Source organism: Sphingomonas endophytica (assembly GCF_014199415.1).
GTDB lineage: Bacteria > Pseudomonadota > Alphaproteobacteria > Sphingomonadales > Sphingomonadaceae > Sphingomonas > Sphingomonas endophytica.
In genome coordinates this window covers 24,032-39,857 of the sequence record NZ_JACIJN010000005.1, presented here as the reverse complement: position 1 = coordinate 39,857, position 15,826 = coordinate 24,032, and the positions used below count along the sequence as shown (strand labels likewise).

Annotated in this window: 12 protein-coding genes; 11 read left to right on the top strand and 1 reads right to left on the bottom strand. The window is 66.1% G+C overall.

Translation table 11 applies throughout. The annotated features are described in order from the left end of the window. Positions 1-217 precede the first annotated feature (217 nt). Entirely contained in the window at positions 218-1,444 is a 1,227-nt protein-coding gene (locus FHS97_RS08590; protein WP_184035860.1) for an MFS transporter, read from the top strand. On the opposite strand, the gene FHS97_RS08585 is transcribed toward FHS97_RS08590, so the two are convergent. Then, positions 1,413-2,543, bottom strand: a complete 1,131-nt coding sequence (locus FHS97_RS08585) for an ROK family transcriptional regulator (protein WP_184035857.1) — start codon at positions 2,541-2,543, stop codon at positions 1,413-1,415. The two genes, FHS97_RS08590 and FHS97_RS08585, sit on opposite strands and share 32 nt — an antisense overlap. A gap of 242 nt (positions 2,544-2,785) precedes the next feature. Here FHS97_RS08585 and FHS97_RS08580 point away from each other — a divergent pair, with 242 nt between their 5' ends. The 10 genes from FHS97_RS08580 to FHS97_RS08545 all read left to right on the top strand — a co-directional run bounded on the left by FHS97_RS08580 (position 2,786) and on the right by FHS97_RS08545 (position 15,777). Then, complete coding sequence (locus tag FHS97_RS08580; RefSeq protein WP_221233218.1) at positions 2,786-5,161, top strand: TonB-dependent receptor domain-containing protein; 2,376 nt, start codon at positions 2,786-2,788, stop codon at positions 5,159-5,161. Next, positions 5,158-6,093: a glycerophosphodiester phosphodiesterase family protein gene (locus FHS97_RS08575; RefSeq protein ID WP_221233217.1), complete on the top strand. Its 936-nt coding sequence runs from the start codon at positions 5,158-5,160 to the stop codon at positions 6,091-6,093. The genes FHS97_RS08580 and FHS97_RS08575 overlap by 4 nt, the downstream gene beginning before the upstream one ends. Before the next feature lie 144 nt (positions 6,094-6,237). After that, a complete protein-coding gene (locus FHS97_RS17265) occupies positions 6,238-6,336 on the top strand; it encodes an HU family DNA-binding protein (protein ID WP_221233225.1) in 99 nt (32 codons plus the stop codon). A 335-nt stretch (positions 6,337-6,671) separates the two neighbouring features. Continuing rightward, a complete protein-coding gene (locus FHS97_RS08570; RefSeq protein WP_184035852.1) occupies positions 6,672-9,299 on the top strand; it encodes a TonB-dependent siderophore receptor in 2,628 nt (875 codons plus the stop codon). Then, complete coding sequence (locus tag FHS97_RS17480; protein ID WP_246346558.1) at positions 9,299-9,871, top strand: M16 family metallopeptidase; 573 nt, start codon at positions 9,299-9,301, stop codon at positions 9,869-9,871. The genes FHS97_RS08570 and FHS97_RS17480 overlap by 1 nt, the downstream gene beginning before the upstream one ends. Then, positions 9,835-12,039 (top strand): M16 family metallopeptidase, encoded by a 2,205-nt coding sequence (locus FHS97_RS08565; RefSeq protein ID WP_246346573.1) that lies wholly within the window; start codon positions 9,835-9,837, stop codon positions 12,037-12,039. The genes FHS97_RS17480 and FHS97_RS08565 overlap by 37 nt, the downstream gene beginning before the upstream one ends. Beyond that, positions 12,039-13,850 (top strand): ABC transporter ATP-binding protein/permease, encoded by a 1,812-nt coding sequence (locus FHS97_RS08560; RefSeq protein WP_184035847.1) that lies wholly within the window; start codon positions 12,039-12,041, stop codon positions 13,848-13,850. The genes FHS97_RS08565 and FHS97_RS08560 overlap by 1 nt, the downstream gene beginning before the upstream one ends. Then, positions 13,847-14,638: a MotA/TolQ/ExbB proton channel family protein gene (locus FHS97_RS08555; RefSeq protein ID WP_184035845.1), complete on the top strand. Its 792-nt coding sequence runs from the start codon at positions 13,847-13,849 to the stop codon at positions 14,636-14,638. The genes FHS97_RS08560 and FHS97_RS08555 overlap by 4 nt, the downstream gene beginning before the upstream one ends. A 3-nt stretch (positions 14,639-14,641) precedes the next feature. Beyond that, entirely contained in the window at positions 14,642-15,055 is a 414-nt protein-coding gene (locus FHS97_RS08550; RefSeq protein ID WP_184035843.1) for an ExbD/TolR family protein, read from the top strand. A gap of 50 nt (positions 15,056-15,105) precedes the next feature. Continuing rightward, the gene (locus tag FHS97_RS08545) at positions 15,106-15,777 is read left to right on the top strand and encodes a TonB family protein (RefSeq protein ID WP_184035841.1); all 672 of its coding nucleotides are present in this window, start codon (positions 15,106-15,108) and stop codon (positions 15,775-15,777) included. Positions 15,778-15,826: the final 49 nt, after the last annotated feature.

Below are 15,826 nucleotides of genomic sequence, written 5' to 3'. Positions count from 1 at the left end.
CCCGGGCGTTCTCGGGATCGATCGAATTTCGGGAGAGCTGAAGGCTCTCCGAAACCGCAACAACAGCATCAAACGGGGGTACCATCGCTGCCCGGCTGGAACCATCACTCGCGATAGTGGTGTCACAACCGTTCGGCCCGATCCGAGAATCCGAAATCGATCCCTGGACGTTGATGTGAAACGATATGAGGGCATGCTTGGTCGGATGATGCCCCCCGTGCCGATGCAATCCGATCGCAAGGTGTCGATCCCGCTCTATGTGGCCGCGCATTTCGGGAAAAGCCTTTGGTGGAACGGGTCGGAGCTGTTCCTGGCCTTCTATCTGACCGAGCATATGCGCTTGGCGCCGCTCGTCGCCGCAGCGGCGATCGCGATCGGATTGATGGCGGGTGCCGCGTTCGACATCGTGATCGCGCACCGCGCCGCACGCGTCACGAGCTTGCAAGACGCCGGAAGGCTGCAACTGATCGGCGCCGCCCTGTCCTTTGCTGCGCTGCTGCTGCTGATCGTGGCGTTGCGGGTCGATGGCAGCGGGCGCGTGGCGATTGTTGTCGCCGCCAACCTCGGCTACCGCTTCGCCTACACTCTCTACGACCTGCCGCAGAATTGCCTGCTGAGCCTCATCGACTGGACCGAGGATCAGCGCCGGCGCGCCGCCTCGGGCCGGACGGTCGCCAGCGCTGCCGCCATGCTGATCATGGCGATCCTGGTCAGTCTCGATCGGCCGCTCTCGGACGGTACGGACCATCTGATGGTCGCCGGAGCGACCGCGATGGTGGCGCTCGGATCGTCGGTCGCCCTGTGGCGGCAGACGCGTCTCGTACGGCGGAACGCTGCGACCCCGACGAAGGTGGCGGTGATCGGAAGCGGTATGGGCTTCGCCTGGCCGCTGGGCCTGATGGCGATCGTCTGCCTGACCGTTCCCGCCTTCTTGAAACTCACCCCCTATCTGACGAGCTATTCGCAGGGCGCGGGCGGATCGCTGCCGCTCGTCATCGTTGCGGCGGCGACCGCCGGCTCTCAACCGGTTTGGCTGTTCGTCCTGCGACATGATGGCGAACGTCGCGCGGGATTGCTGGCGGCGTTACTCCTTGCCGCAGCATCGGCGCTGACAGCAAAGCTATGGGTCGCCGCGCTGCTGATCGGGATGGCGAGCGGAGGGTTGGCCACCATCATCTGGTCGAGCTTCGCCATCATCGTTGCGGATCGCGCGCTCGCGTCGACGGCACCGGCCTTTGCCTGGCTCACCGCGACCGCGAAGCTGGCACTGGCGGTCGCCGCAATCGGGATCGGCGCGATCCTGTCGTCCGCCGATTATCGTCACGACGGCGCCGGGCTGCTGCCGTTCATGGCCGGGCTGATCCTGATCGGCGGGATCGCCACCGGCCTCTATACCCTGATGACCGCGCGGATCAGGCCAGGAATGCGCGCTGGATCGGCATGACCGCGGCCCCCAGCGCCACGGCGTCCCCCGTCAGTTCCGACCGGACCACCTGCGGCGGGGGGGGCGCGATGTCATGGCGGTTGGGCGCGCGCGGAACCGCGATCCGTGCGACGAGCAGGTCAGCGATCGCGGGCGGAAGCCGACCACCGATGACGACCGCGGTCGGATCGATCACATAGCCTAGCATAGCGATCAATGCCGAGAAGGCTGGCGCCGCCTCCTCCAGCCATGCCTCGACGCCCGACGTCGTCGCATCGATTGCTGCGAGCATTTCCTCCACGGAGCCAAAAGCCGCTCCGGCCTCGTCGACCAGCGTGCGGAGCCGGTTGAGGTTGGGATAGCCCATGTGGCCGATGGTCCAGACCCCGCCGAACTCGCCGGCATTGCCGCGCGCGCCCCGGAACAGCCGGCCGTCGCTGATGATGCCACCCCCAAAACCGTTGGTGAGATGCAGATAAGCGAAGTCGCGCACCGTGCGGCCGATGCCGAACAGGCTCTCCCCGGTTGCGCCCGCCGCGCCGTCGTTCTCCACCGTTACGGGAAGCCCGAGCGCGTCTTCGAGCAGATCGGTTGGCTCCGTTCCCGTCCAGTCGTCGAGCGATGGCGGCCCGACCATTTGCCCGGCCTCACCCGTGAAGAACGCGGAGATGCCGACCCCAAGACCGATGATCCGGGCCGAATCGATCCCCGCTTCCTCGATTAGTTCATCACGAAACGACAACAATGTGGCAACGACCGCCGCGCGGGTCGGTTCGGATACAGCACGGCGTCTGCTGCCCACGACATTGCCTGCACAATCGATGAGGATCAGCGACACCGCATCGCCTAGGATCGCCGCACCAAGCGATGCCGCAAAGTCGGGAACGATCCGGGCGATTACGCTGGGATGACCGGGTCGGTCGACCCGACGCGCATCGAGGCGGATCAGCCCATTCGCCACGAACCCCTGGAGCAGCCGGGCGACGGTCGGTTGAGCAAGGCCCAACCGGCGGGTGAGCGCCGCCTGGCTGATCCCGTCCGACTTGAACACGAGGTCGAGGAGCTGCCGACCTCCGGCACTGACCGGGACGCTCAAAGGCTGAGGGGAAAGATGCCGCATTGCCGATCTGTACCGGCATTGACTGTCATGATCCAGTCATGCAGCATGCATACTATACATATAACATTCTTCATGGGGGTTTGATTGTGACCGGTCTTCATTGCATCTTGCTTGGCTCACTCATGCTCGGCGGGGCCAGTTCAGCTTACGCGCAAGACGCCAAGCTCCCACCGTCCTCGCCGCCGCAAAACGCCTCCGTCGCAGCGACGGACGCCGCACCGCAGGAGGATACCGCCGACATCGTGGTCACGGGCACGCCGCTCGGGCGCACCCGGCTTGATGCACCGTTTGCGATCAGCGCCTTCAGCGAGGCTGCGATCGCCAAGGCGGCGCCGCTCAGCACGGCAGACCTGCTCAAGACCGTACCGGGTTTCTCCGCCGAACCGTCCGGCGGTCAGGGCGGTGGCCAAAATCTGTATGTGCGCGGCCTGCCGGCGGGTGGCTGGTTCTATGTCCAGTTGCAGGAGGACGGGCTGACGCTGTTCGACGAGCCGCAAGAAAGCTTCTTCAACATTGACACGCTCTACTCGCTCGACCTGATGACCCAGCGGGTTGAGGTCGTGCGCGGCGGCACCTCCCCCATCTTCGCGAACAACGCGCCGGGCGGCACCGTCAACGCGATCACGCGCCGCGGCACCGCCACCCCGGAGGGTCAGGTGAAGGTGACCGGCGGCAACCATGGCTTCGCACGCGGGGACGCCTATGTCGCCGGGCCGATCAGCGACACGGTGCGCTATAGCCTGGGCGGCTTCTATCGGCGTGACGACGGCTACCGCGAACCCGGCTTCACCGCCGACAGGGGCGGCCAGATCCGCGGAAGCCTCTCTTTCTTGCTGGGTGACGTTCTGCTCGATGTCGACGCCAAATATCTCAACGATCGCACCGCCTTCTATAATCCCATCCCACTCGCCGATCCGCGCAATCCGTCGACCTCGCTATCCGGGCTGATCGATCCGCTCAACGGTACGCTGCTGTCCAATGCGTTCCGTAACACCGTGCAGCGCAGCTCCTTCTGCGGCCAGGCAACGACCCGCGACGCCGATCTGGCCGACGGCATCCACAGCCGCGTCTTTGAGACCGGTGCGTTCCTCACCTGGGATGCCGGCGATGGCCTGACCCTGACCAACAAGGCCCGCTTCACCGATGCGCGTGCCGGCTATGACGCGGTGTTCTCCGGTGCCGCCCCGGCGGCCGGCTCCACCTATCTGGCGTCGGCGCTGGCACGCGCCCAGGCCGGGTTCGGCGCAGCCGTCACGCGGGTCGGCTTCGTCGACGCCAATGGCGGTGCCGCCTTCGATCCGGCGACGACCGGCGGGCTCGTGCTCGAAAGCGGGCTGTGGAACACCCGCACCAACCTGCGCACGATCGCCAACGACCTGCGCCTGACCAAGCAGTTCGACAGCGGCCCGCTGGGCGGCGCGCTCGGCACCCACAGCCTGTCGTTCGGGGTCTACTACAATCACTTCGACTTCGATCAGGATCGGTTGCAGAACACCATCCTGACCAATGTGAAGAACCGTCCGGACCTGCTCGACGTCGTGGCGTACAACGCCGCCGGCCAAGTGGTGGGCAGCGTCACTGAGAACGGCTTCGTCCGCTACGGCAACGGCGTGACCCGCGGCAATGCGAAGGGCTTCTACCTCTCGCCCTACATCGCCGACAGCGTGACGTTCGGAAAGCTCGGCTTCGATGCTGGCCTCCGCTACACCTACTACGACGCGAGCGGCGGGGTGTTCGCCAATACGACCCGCAACCTCGGCAATGCGGCGACGCTGGCCGACGACAATGTCGGTGGCCTGTCCGGCGCGTTCGCCGCGCGCAGCGACCACCGTCGCGCGCTGCAATGGACGGTCGGTACGGAATACAAGTTCGTGCCCGAGGCGCAGCTGTTCGCCCGCTACACCGCCTCCGAACGCCTGCCGCGCCTCCAGAACGTCTACCAGACGCAAAACCTCGGCTTGACCTCGATCGCGCAGGCCGAGGGCGGCATCCGCACCGCCTTCAAGGGCTTCAGCGCCGGCTTGGTCGGCTTCTGGAGCAAGTTCGACAATCTGACCACCAGCGCGATCGTGCTCGATGCATCGGGCAATGTTGTCACCGTGCCGCTGGCGGGCGGGACGCGGACCTATGGCGTCGAGGCCGACCTGAACTGGCGGCCGGCGCGCTTCTTCGGGATCACCGGCACCGCCACCGCGCAGCGCCCCGAAACGAAAAGCCTGGTCAACGTTACCACCGGCGCCGCGTATACCGGGCTCGAGGGCAAGCAGCTGTCGCGCATCCCGCGCTATATCTTCTCCGCCTCACCGACCGTCTATGTCGATGTCGCCGGGCGAGCGATCGAACTGTCCGCGCAGGTCTATCACCTGGCCCGGCGCTACGTCGACTATACCAACGCGACCGCGCTGCCCGCGTTCACGACGCTGGACCTCAACCTCCTTGCCCGGATCACCGACCGGATCGAGGTGCAGGGCCACGTCAGCAACCTGACCAACACGGTCGGCCTGACCGAAGGCAATGCCCGCGTCGACCAATTGTCCGGTCAGGGGACGGCGGAAGCGATCTATGCACGCCCGATCTTCGGCCGGATCGCCACCGTGTCGCTGAGCTATCGTTGGTGAGCGCGCGCACCCGGATGAGCACGACGGCGGCCTTCGCCGTTGTCGCCTGCCTCACTGCGCAGGCGACGATGGCGCAGCCGGGCGACACCCGGCTCGAACGCCTGCTGCACGACGACCGGCGCACCGTGCTGGTCGCCTCGCATCGCGCCTGCTGGAAGAAGACGTCGGAGAACTCGATCGACGGCATCAGGCGGTGCGCGGCCGACGGGATCGACATCGTCGAGATCGACGTCCGCACCACCCGCGACGACGTCCTCGTGCTGATGCATGACGAGACCGTCGATCGCACGACCGATGGTCACGGTGCGGTCGCCGACCTGACGGCCGCCGAGATCGCCAAGCTGCGCTTGCGGGAGCGTGGCGGTGGTCCGGGCACCAGGCTGACCGAGGGTCGTGTGCCGACCTTCGCGCAGGCCCTGGCGGCGATCCGCGACCGAGTGCTGATGAACATCGACGTGAAGGCCGCTGCGTTACCGCGCGTCATCGACGCGGTTGTCGCGGCGCGAGCGACGCGTGCCGTGATCCTGAACGTGCCGATCGATGTGGATCCGGCGATCATGCGGCGTGCGCAACAGCTGGGGATCGCCGCGCAGCCCGTCTATCTCGAACGCGAGCAAAGGGGTCCGGCCTCCGCTGCGCTTGCCCGCGCGGCCGCCCATCGACCGGCCTCTATTCAGCTGATCTTCGATACGCCGGCGGTAGTCGATACGGCTCGGGCAGCGGCAAAGGAGACGCGCCTGTTCGTCAACACTATGGCCTTCGATATCGAACGGGGAACGCCCATGAACCTGTCGGGGCCCTATCTCGATGCGCGAGCCGTCACCGATCCTGACGCGGTGTGGGGCGCCCTGATCGCGCATGGCGTCACCATCATCCAGACCGACGAACCATGGCGCCTTCGCGCATGGCTGCGCGCTCGCCGGTTGCGCTGATGTCGTGACGCCGATCACGAGGTCCGGTGAGAAGAGAGTCAAGATCGTGCGCTAAGTGCGGCGTATTGTCTTTACTGGGAATCGCGACGACCGAAGCTTTCCCGAAAAGGATGATATTTCGGGAATGTCCTTCGTGGTGGCAAACTGCCTGATCCGGCGAGCGGCGAGGCTATCCAGATCGCCGCATCGCGCAAGCTGACGTTCGTGCCAGCCAAGGCGGTCAAGGATTCGCTGAACAGCTGAAGCATCGTGACCGATGCCATCCACGTGTTATCCAGGGGGTGGTGTCGGTCAGTCACAGCAGGCTGATGACTGCTGCCCATGGGCGATGAACCATCCCCACTCGATCTTCTAGCCGCCGCGCTTGACCACCATTCGACGCCAGATGCTGCCCGCGTTGCTCCGTCTGGCGTCGATCTCGTCACATTGGCGATCACGCGTGGCGCAGGCGAGCGACGCGCAGTCAGCCAGCACTAACCAAAATCTACCGGAGCAAATCGCAGCCCGCCAGTCTTGCGATAAGGCTACCTCAGTGCTGGTGCCTCCTAACTAAACCATGCCGCCGCAGTGACGCTTTTTTGGTTTCGCCCGTCAATCACAAGGAAGGCTGTCGTGTTGGCAGTCGAGATGGCGGGGGAAGCATGCGTCATTCAGGGGGTATCAACCGGAAAATCGCCGTTCTGTGGCTGGCGACGGCTATGTCTGCGGTCGCTCCGGCGGGAGCAGCCCAGGCGCGGGTAGCGCAATTTCATGTGGCGGCGGGTTCGCTGGACAGCGTTCTCACAAATGTCGCCGCGCAAGCGGGCAAACGCATCATTTTCGATCCCGCGGCAGTGCGCGGCCGGTCGGCTGCGGGGGTGAGCGGCCTGATGGAGCCGGAAGCGGCGATCCGTCGGGCGCTCAACGGCACCGCGCTGTCGCTACGCACCACCGCCTCAGGCGACTGGATCATCAGCGCGCCTGCCGCCGATGCAGGGGGCCAGATCCTGTCGACGGTACACGTGACGGCGTCGACTGACGAGGAGGACAGAGGAAGCCATTACGTCGGCGCCAATGGCAGCAGCGACCCGATCGCGACCGAGGGCACGCGAAGCTATACGACGACCGGCACCATCGTCGCCTCCAAACATCCGCTGGCGCTCAAGGAGACGCCGCAGGCCGTGTCCGTCGTCACGCGGCAGCAGATCGACGATCGGACCATCAACGGTGTCACGGATGCGCTTGCCGCGCTGCCGGGCGTCACCGACTTCAATTCGCGCGGCTTTGCGATCAACAACGTCCAGATCGACGGCGGCTCCCCGATCTTCGTCGGCGCCGGCCCGGCGGGCAATTTCATCTCGCAATATACGTTCAACGACGATCTTTCGATCTACGATAGCGTCGCGATCCAGCGCGGGGCGGCGGGAACGTTCACGGGGGTCGGTTCGCCGGGCGGCGCGATCAGCCTGGAACGCAAGCGCCCGCTCGACCATGCCGCGACCGAAGTCACGCTGCAAGGCGGGTCCTGGGACCGGTTGCGCGGGGTGCTCGATGCGTCCTCACCGATCCTGCTCGGCGGTTTGCTCCGGGCGCGGACGGTCGTGACCGGGGAGCGTAACGATTATTTCTACGATCACGCGACCCGCCGGTTCGCGCAGGTCTATGCCAATATCGAGATCGACCCCGCCGACGGGACGACGATCAACGTCGGCGCAAAGGTCAGTCATCATCGCGACACGCCGTTCCGTGGTCTGCCGACGGGACCGGATGGCCATTTGCTCGACCTGCCGCGCAGCACCTGCCTGTGCACGCCGTGGAGTCGCTCCACCACCGACAGTCGGGAAGCATTCGCACAACTGACCCAGCGGCTGGGCGCAAGCTGGAAGGCGCACCTCAACAGCACGGCTGTCTGGCAGGACGGATCGGACGACGCCTTCATCTTCAATCCGCGGTTCAATGCCGTCGGCACCACGCCCGGCAAATTGAACGACGGCCGGATCAATGCCTATCTCTCCTACCGCAAGTCCAATCAATACCTGCTCGACGGGTATCTCGACGGCAAGTTCGCCTTGCTGGGGATCGGCTTCGATGTGACGGTCGGCGGCAATTACCAGCGGGTCACGCAGACGATCACCCATCCGTCCGGCACCTATGCCTATCGGAATTTCGTGGTGATTCCATTCGATCCGCAGCAATTCCCGCAACCGACGCCAGCGCAGTACAAGCGGGTTGCATCGACCTATAATCCCGACGACAGTCAGCGTCAGTTCGGCGGCTATGCGACCATCACAATTTCGCCGGTCAACAGCATCCATCTGACGATCGCCGAACGTTATTCGGCCTACAAGTCGAATGTGGAGACGGTCGTCGCAACGCCCGCAGGAAAGCCGCCGGTCGTCAGTGCCAATTCGACCAGTTTCGACAATCTGTCGCCTCCGAACTTCTCGCTCGTCGTCGATCTTTCCAGAAAAGTGTCGGCCTATACCAATTACAATTCGATCTTCGACCGGTTCAGTTTCTACCAGGCCGATGGAACGATGGTGAAGCCGGCGACCGGCGTGAACATCGAAGGCGGGCTGAAGCAGGTGTTCGCCGGCGGCACGCTGAATGCCTCGCAAGCTGTCTTTTATATCGAAAGCCGAAACACGCCCGTCATGGACCCGAAGGCCGATTTCGCGCTGAGCGCGGTCAACGGGTCGCAATGCTGTTTTCTCACCGATGGATCACTGACGCGCAGCAAGGGCGTGGAATTCCAGCTACAGGGCGCGCTGACGCCGCGATTCAATATCGACGCGTCCTATACCTATACCAGAACCGACAACGAATTAGGCCCGGTCGCACTGGCGCAACAGATCACCTTCCCGATCTCGCGCTTCATTCCCGATCATCTCGCTAAATTCTGGGCGACATGGCGCCCACAATTCGCGGGAGACAGGCTGACGCTCGGTTTCGGCGGCCACATCGAAAGCAAGGTCGCGCCCTATACGGCATTCGTCCGTTACGATCCGGCCAGCAACAGCATGAAGCTCGACTCTTTCGACACGCCCCGCCCCGGCTATGCGACGATCGACGCGATGCTGGGCTATCGCCTCGATCGGCGCTTCAGCCTTCAGGCGAATGTCACCAACCTGGGCGACCGGGTTTATTATTCGACCGTACAGACCAGCATCGGCAGCTTCTACGGCCGGCCGCGCTCCTTTCTGCTGACGCTGAAGGGGAAGCTGTGATGGGGGCAGTCGCGGCGACCGCGCCGGCCGATCCGCTGGTCGAGGCGCGCGCCTGGCGTCTGGAGAGCGGGGCGCTCGCGGCGGCCGTCGACGTCGACTGCCGGCGCGAGGTGCTCGGCAACGGGCTGACCGTCCTGCTGCAACCGGATACCTCGACCGCGCTGGTCCATGTCAGCGTCGGTTACCGCGTCGGATCGATGGAGGAAGGGGTCGGCCAGACCGGACTCGCCCACTTCATGGAACACTTGATGTTCGCGGGCACGCACGCGCTGCCGGGCAGCTACGTCACCCGGATGATGGACGCGGGCGCGACCTCCGTCAACGCGACGACGGGGCGTGACATGACGCGCTATTTCAGACCGTCCCTGCGCACCTGCTCGACCATGTCCTGTTCGCCGAGGCGGACCGCATGGCCAATTTCGCCGACGCGCTTGAGGAGGCGGTCATCGAGCGCGAGCGCAATGTCGTGCAGGAGGAGAAGCGGCAGAACGAATCCCGGCCGCTGGGAAAATTGTTCGAATGGCTGTCGCAGGGGATGCTGCCGGTGGATCATCCCTACCGGCATCCGGTGATCGGCCATGAGCGGGATATCGCCGGTTACGGTGCGGCGGCGATCCGCGCATGGCACGCGACCCATTACGGGCCGGGCAACGCGGTGCTTGCGATAACCGGCGCGATCGACGCGGAGGCGACGCTGGCGTTGGTGAAGCGCTATTTCGGGTCGATCCCGCCGATCGCACCCGCCCCACGTGTGCTGGCCCGCGTCGACGCCCTGCCGCACCAGAGCGTCCTGCATGTCTCCGACCGCATCGACCGGCCGGGCATCGTCTTCCGAAGCTGGATGACGCCTTCGCTCGTCGCCGCGCCGTGCACCCATGTCGCGCTGCTGGTCGCGGCGGAACTGCTGGGCGCGGGGCGATCGAGCCTGTTGCACCAGCGTCTCGTCACCGAACAGGCCCGCGCTACCCACGTTGAGGCCAAGGCACTGGGTGGTCGCGCGACGGGCACGTTCATCATCTCCGTCACGCTCGAAAGCGCACCGGAACTCGCGACATCGACGGCGATCGATGCGGTGATCGCGGAATTGATCGAGACGCCCATCGCGGCCGACCGGCTGGAGGATGTCCGCATACGGATGCTGGCGGAACGGGTCCGTGCACTCGAATCCTTCGAACAGCGCGCGGCGACGCTGATCGAGGGCGAAATCCTGCACCGTGACGCGCGTTGGTCCCGCCGCGAGGCACAGATCATCGCCGATCTCGATGAAAAGGACATTCGCGACGCGATCAGGGACTGGCTGACGCGCGACGGCTTTACGTTGCTGGTCGACCGGATACCGCCCGCCGTCGCGCTGCCGCGCGTGGCGGCGGGTGCGCCGTCGATCGGCGACCCGGCAGCGGTCGCGGTCAACGTGCCGCTGGGCGAGGAAGCGCGGTTGCGATGCGGGGCGCGGCTGCGGGTCGTGCACCGGCCGGGCGACCGGCACTTCCATCTGCGCGTGCTCGGGCGCGGCGGACGGGCACAGGAGCCGGTAGGGCTGGAGGGGATCGCGGAACTGGCCGGGTCGCTGCCGGCCATCGGCGCCGGTGCCGACACCGCTGCCACGCTTGCCAGCCGCGCGGCGCGCGCCGGTCTGCGTCCGGCCATGCGGGTCCTGCTCGACCGCGCGCTCCTCGATATCGGCGGGCTGGCGGGCGCGCTGCCGAGCGCGATGGGGCTCGCCGGCGATCTCCTCCTACGGCCGTGCTTCGGATCGGACGATCAGGCGCGGGTGCTGGCCGCGATGACAGCGCAAGCCCGCGCGCGCGCCACCGACCCCGCCGCGCAGGCATGGCGCGAGACGAACCGGGCGTTGTTCGGCGCGCGGCACCGCCTCGCCGATGCCATGCCCGCCGCTCCCGACATCGCGGCGCAGCTCACCGCCACCGACCTTGAGCGTTTCCACGCTGCTTCGTGGCACCCGGATGAGACGGTCCTGCTGCTGGCTGGGGATATCCGGCTGGCCGATGCGGTGGCGCTGGCCGAGGCGATGTTCGATGGCTGGGCCCCCGGGAAGCCCGGCGCGATGCCGACGCGGCTCGCCCTCGCGCCCGTCGAGCCCGGCATCCGGATCGTCGATGCGCCGGGGCGCAAATCCGTCAGGATCACGCTCACGTGGCGGATCGACGACGCGCTCGACATGGACGAAGCGGTCGGCCTCCAATGTCTGGGACATATCCTCGCCGGCGACTTCGGCGCGCGCGCCGGGCTGCGGCTGCGGCAGGATCTCGGCTGGACCTATGGCGTGCAGGGCGGGGCGGGCGAGTTGCTCAGCCGGCGCGGGCCGGGTCATGGATCGTTGAGCGCCGAGGTGAAGCCCGGCCTGACCGGGAAGGCGCTGCTCGAACTGCGCCGCGTGATCGCCGGATTGCGCGAGGATCGACCCGCGACCGAGGCGGAGATCGAGGCTTTCCGCAGGGTGCAGCGCCAGACGCTCGCTCGATATAGCGAACGGGCCAGCTCGGCGGTGAATGCGATGCAGATCGCGCTCGAATATGACTATGACCGACACGAGGACTGGCTAGCGGCGCGCGCGCGCGTCGAGGCGTTGACGCCGGAGGTACTGCGCACGCAGGCGCACCGGCTGTTGCCGGCAAACGAGGACCTCGTGACGACCCTGCTCGGTGAGGCAGAACGGATTGCCGCCGCGCTGGATGGTGTCGCCCAATCCGGCACGATCGTCGTTGGGGAGCACGGTTGATGGCGAACACGCCGCCACCATCCACCGGGACGATGCGATCGCAGGTTCATGTCCTGCCGCGCGATCGCAAGATCAACGCCGCCTTTTTCCGCCGCCTCGGGCTGCTGGCGGGACCTTACTGGCTGCGGCGCGGTGCCGTGCTGCCCTGGGCGCTGTTCGCAACCGGTTTCGTGTGCAACGCCGTCAACGCGGCGCTCGGCGGCTTCATGACCAAATGGACCGGCGACCAGACCAACGCTTTGGTCGCGAAGAACGTCGATCTCTTCTGGCCACTGACGATCACGATCGGTGTCGCGATGATCGTCAGCGCCGCGATATCATGGACCAGCGAATTCGCGACCGATTATCTGGAGGTGCATTGGCGCCGTTGGCTGACCAGCCTTCTGGTCGATCGCTACCTCGATCATCGCACCTATTACGACATCACCGTCGATCGGGACATCGACAATCCCGATCAGCGTATCCAAGAGGAAGTTGCGCCCTTGTGCAAGGCGCTGGTGCAGTTTCCGCCCGCGCTGATGGCGATCGGCTTTTCGGTGTCGGTGCAGGTGGCGCTCCTTGGCCGTATCTCGCCCTATATCGCCCCCGCGATCTTCACGCTCGCGGCGGTCCGCTTCCTGAGCTTCGTCTATGTCTACCGCCCCGGGATCGGCATCGCCTGGGACATCAAGATCGCGGAGGCGGACCTGCGCTACGGCGTGCTGCACGTCCGCGATCATGCCGAGACGATCGCCTTCTACGGTGGTGAGCGGGCGGAACGTCATCAGATCCGCGTCCGGCTGGACCATGCCGTGCGCCAGACGATCCGACATGCCCTGAACGACATCCGGGTCAATTTCTTCATCAAGCTGTTTCAGCTCGCCGACTTCGTGCTGCCGCTGATCTTCGTCGTGCCGCTCTTTCTGGCTGGCCGTATCGAATATGGCGCGATCGCTTCGGCGGCAACGGCGACGATGTTCATCCAGAGCGCGCTCGGCGGGCTCGAGCGGCTGATCCCGACCATGACCAGTGTTGCACCCAACGTGGTCCGGCTGGCGCAGATCATCGAGAAGTCGAACGCTGTTCGCGCGGTCAGCGCCGCTGTAACGCCGGGGCAGCATTCGATCGATCTGCGCCGGGGTGGCGACACGATCCGTGTCGAGAGGCTCACCTACAAGACGCCGGATGGCGAACGCAGTCTTGTCGAGGATATCACGCTGGAACTGTCGCCGGGCCGACGGATGCTGGTCGCCGGACAGACCGGCGTCGGCAAGAGTTCGTTCCTGCGGGTTCTCGCCGGTCTGTGGACGCGCGGCGCGGGCCGGGTCGAGGTGCCGCCGTCCGATCGCGTGATGTTCATGCCGCAGAAGCCCTATATGATGCTCGGTACGCTGCGCAGCCAGCTGCTCTATCCGCACGAGCCGGACGGCTGCGCCATCACGGATGCCGAGCTTCTCGCGGTGCTGGCGCGCGTCCGGCTGGGCGATCTGGCGGATCGTCACGGTGGTCTGGACGTGGAAAAGGACTGGGCTCGCCTCCTCTCGCTGGGCGAACAGCAGCGGATCGGCTTCGCGCGCTTCCTGCTTGCCAGGCCGACGCACGTCTTCCTCGACGAAGCGACCAGCGCGGTCGATGTGCCGATGGAGGCGCATCTTTACGCCCTGCTCGTCGAAGCGGGGGCAACGGTTGTCAGCGTCGCCCACCGCGCCAGCGTCATTCCTTTCCATCATCTCGTCCTTGATCTGCGCGAGAACGGTTGGTCGTTGCAGCCGATCACGACTGGCGATGGTCGTTCCCCCTCCCTCTGTCTTGTTTCGGAAACCACCCGATGATCCGTCCGCCCTACCTGCCCCGCCGTGTCCTTCACTGGATTGCCGCCGGCCTCTCAGCCTTGCTTCTGTCCGCGCCAGCATCGGCGGCGACGACCCTACGCGTCGATGCCGATGCGCTTGCGATGTTCCGTCATGCCGATGCGGTGGTTCAGTTCGTGATGCTCATCCTCGTCGCGGCATCGTTCGTCAGCTGGACCCTGTGTGTGGTCAAGCTGAACGCCATGCGCGAAAGCCTGCGCGGTGTTCGCGGCGCAACCGCGCAGATCGAGCAGGCCGCATGTCTCGCGGACCTGCGCGACCTCGATCGCGCGACGACCGCCATGGCGGAGGCGGCACGACGCGAGATCACGTCCTCGGCCGCTTTGATCGACGACGGACGGGTCGAGGGCGCGGCACAGCGGGTGGGCGAGCGGATCGCGCGGATCGAAGGCGCGGCGCTGGCGAGACTGCGGGAGGGACTCCCGGTGTTCGCGTCGATCAGTTCGGTCGGGCCGTTCGTCGGTCTGTTCGGGACCGTATGGGGCATCATGCACAGCTTCGCCGGTATCGGTGCCGCCAAGGCGACGAGCCTCGCCGTCGTCGCGCCCGGCATCTCGGAGGCGCTGCTGGCCACCGCGCTGGGGCTGGTCGCGGCGATCCCCGCGACGATCATGTACAATTACCTGCTGCGCCGCCTCGCTGCCAATCGTGATGCACTCGCGACGGCGGCGACGCTGCTGGCGGGATTGGCGGCCCGTGAGATGGAGACGATCGCGGTCGCCGCCGCGCGCCGGACGGGGAGCGCCTGAACCATGGCGATATCGGACCGGCGAGCGGATGATTTCGAGGAATGTAGCGAGATCAATCTTACCCCATTTATCGACGTGATCCTCGTGCTGCTCATCATCACGATGATCGCCGCCCAGGCCTCCAGCGTGGCGCAGCCCGTCGATCTTCCGCGCTCGGGGGCAAAGCCGGTGGCAGCCGACGCGCGCCCCGTCGTCGTGACCGTCCGGGCGGACCGAACGCTCGTCGTGAACGATCGGCCGGTGTCGCGTCCGGGGCTGCGTCGCGCGCTGATCACGGCGGGATTGCGGCGGGACGATCGCGTCCTGCTCGCCGCGGATCGATCGCTGAGTTACGCGATGGTCATGGATGCGTTGGATGCGCTGCGCGACGCCGGCTACACACGCGTTGCGCTGGTCGGACGCGAGCGCGAGCGGTGACATACGACGTGCCCACGGAGCGACGGGACCGCTGGTGGACCGGTTTGGCCGTGGCGACGATATTGCATGGCGGTATCCTGCTGTCGCTCGTCGTCAGCGTCGACCATGCTGCGCCGCCATCCTCGACGCCACCAAGCATGGCGGTGGAACTGGTCAGCCTGCCGCCGTCGCCCGTCCCACAGCCGCACATCAGCGCGTTGTCCGCCGCACCGCGACCGCGCGTGGAGCCGCCGACGCCGCTCGACCGGATCGACGCTCCTCCAGTGAGTGCCGAGGCCGATCTCCATCTCCCGCCGCCCCGGCCGGTGCAACCGCCGCGGCCATCACCGCCACCGGGTCCGCCTACGCCGCCGCAGCTCGCGGAGACCGCAGTGCAAAAGGCGGCAGTGGACCGCCTCGCCAGCGCCGAAGATGGCGATCCGCGCGCGGCGGCGGCGTGGCAATCGGAGGTAATCGCACGGCTGGAAGCCGCCAAACGCTATCCTGCCTCCGCCCGTTTCGCGCATGAGGAAGCGACGCTGGTCGTGCGCTTTGTCGTGGACCGGGCCGGCAAGATTCGCGACCGCCGATTGGTCGGTCAAAGCCGGTTCGACGATTTGGCGGACGAGGTGCTGGACCTGCTCCACCGCGTCCGCCTGCCACCGCCCCCGGCCAGCATCGAGGATCGCGATCTGGCGTTGACGGTTCCGATCGAATTCTCGTTTCGACAAGCGGCCCGGTAGGCGCGACCAGTCGATTTAGGATATTTCTCGTTTCAACCGCGATACTATA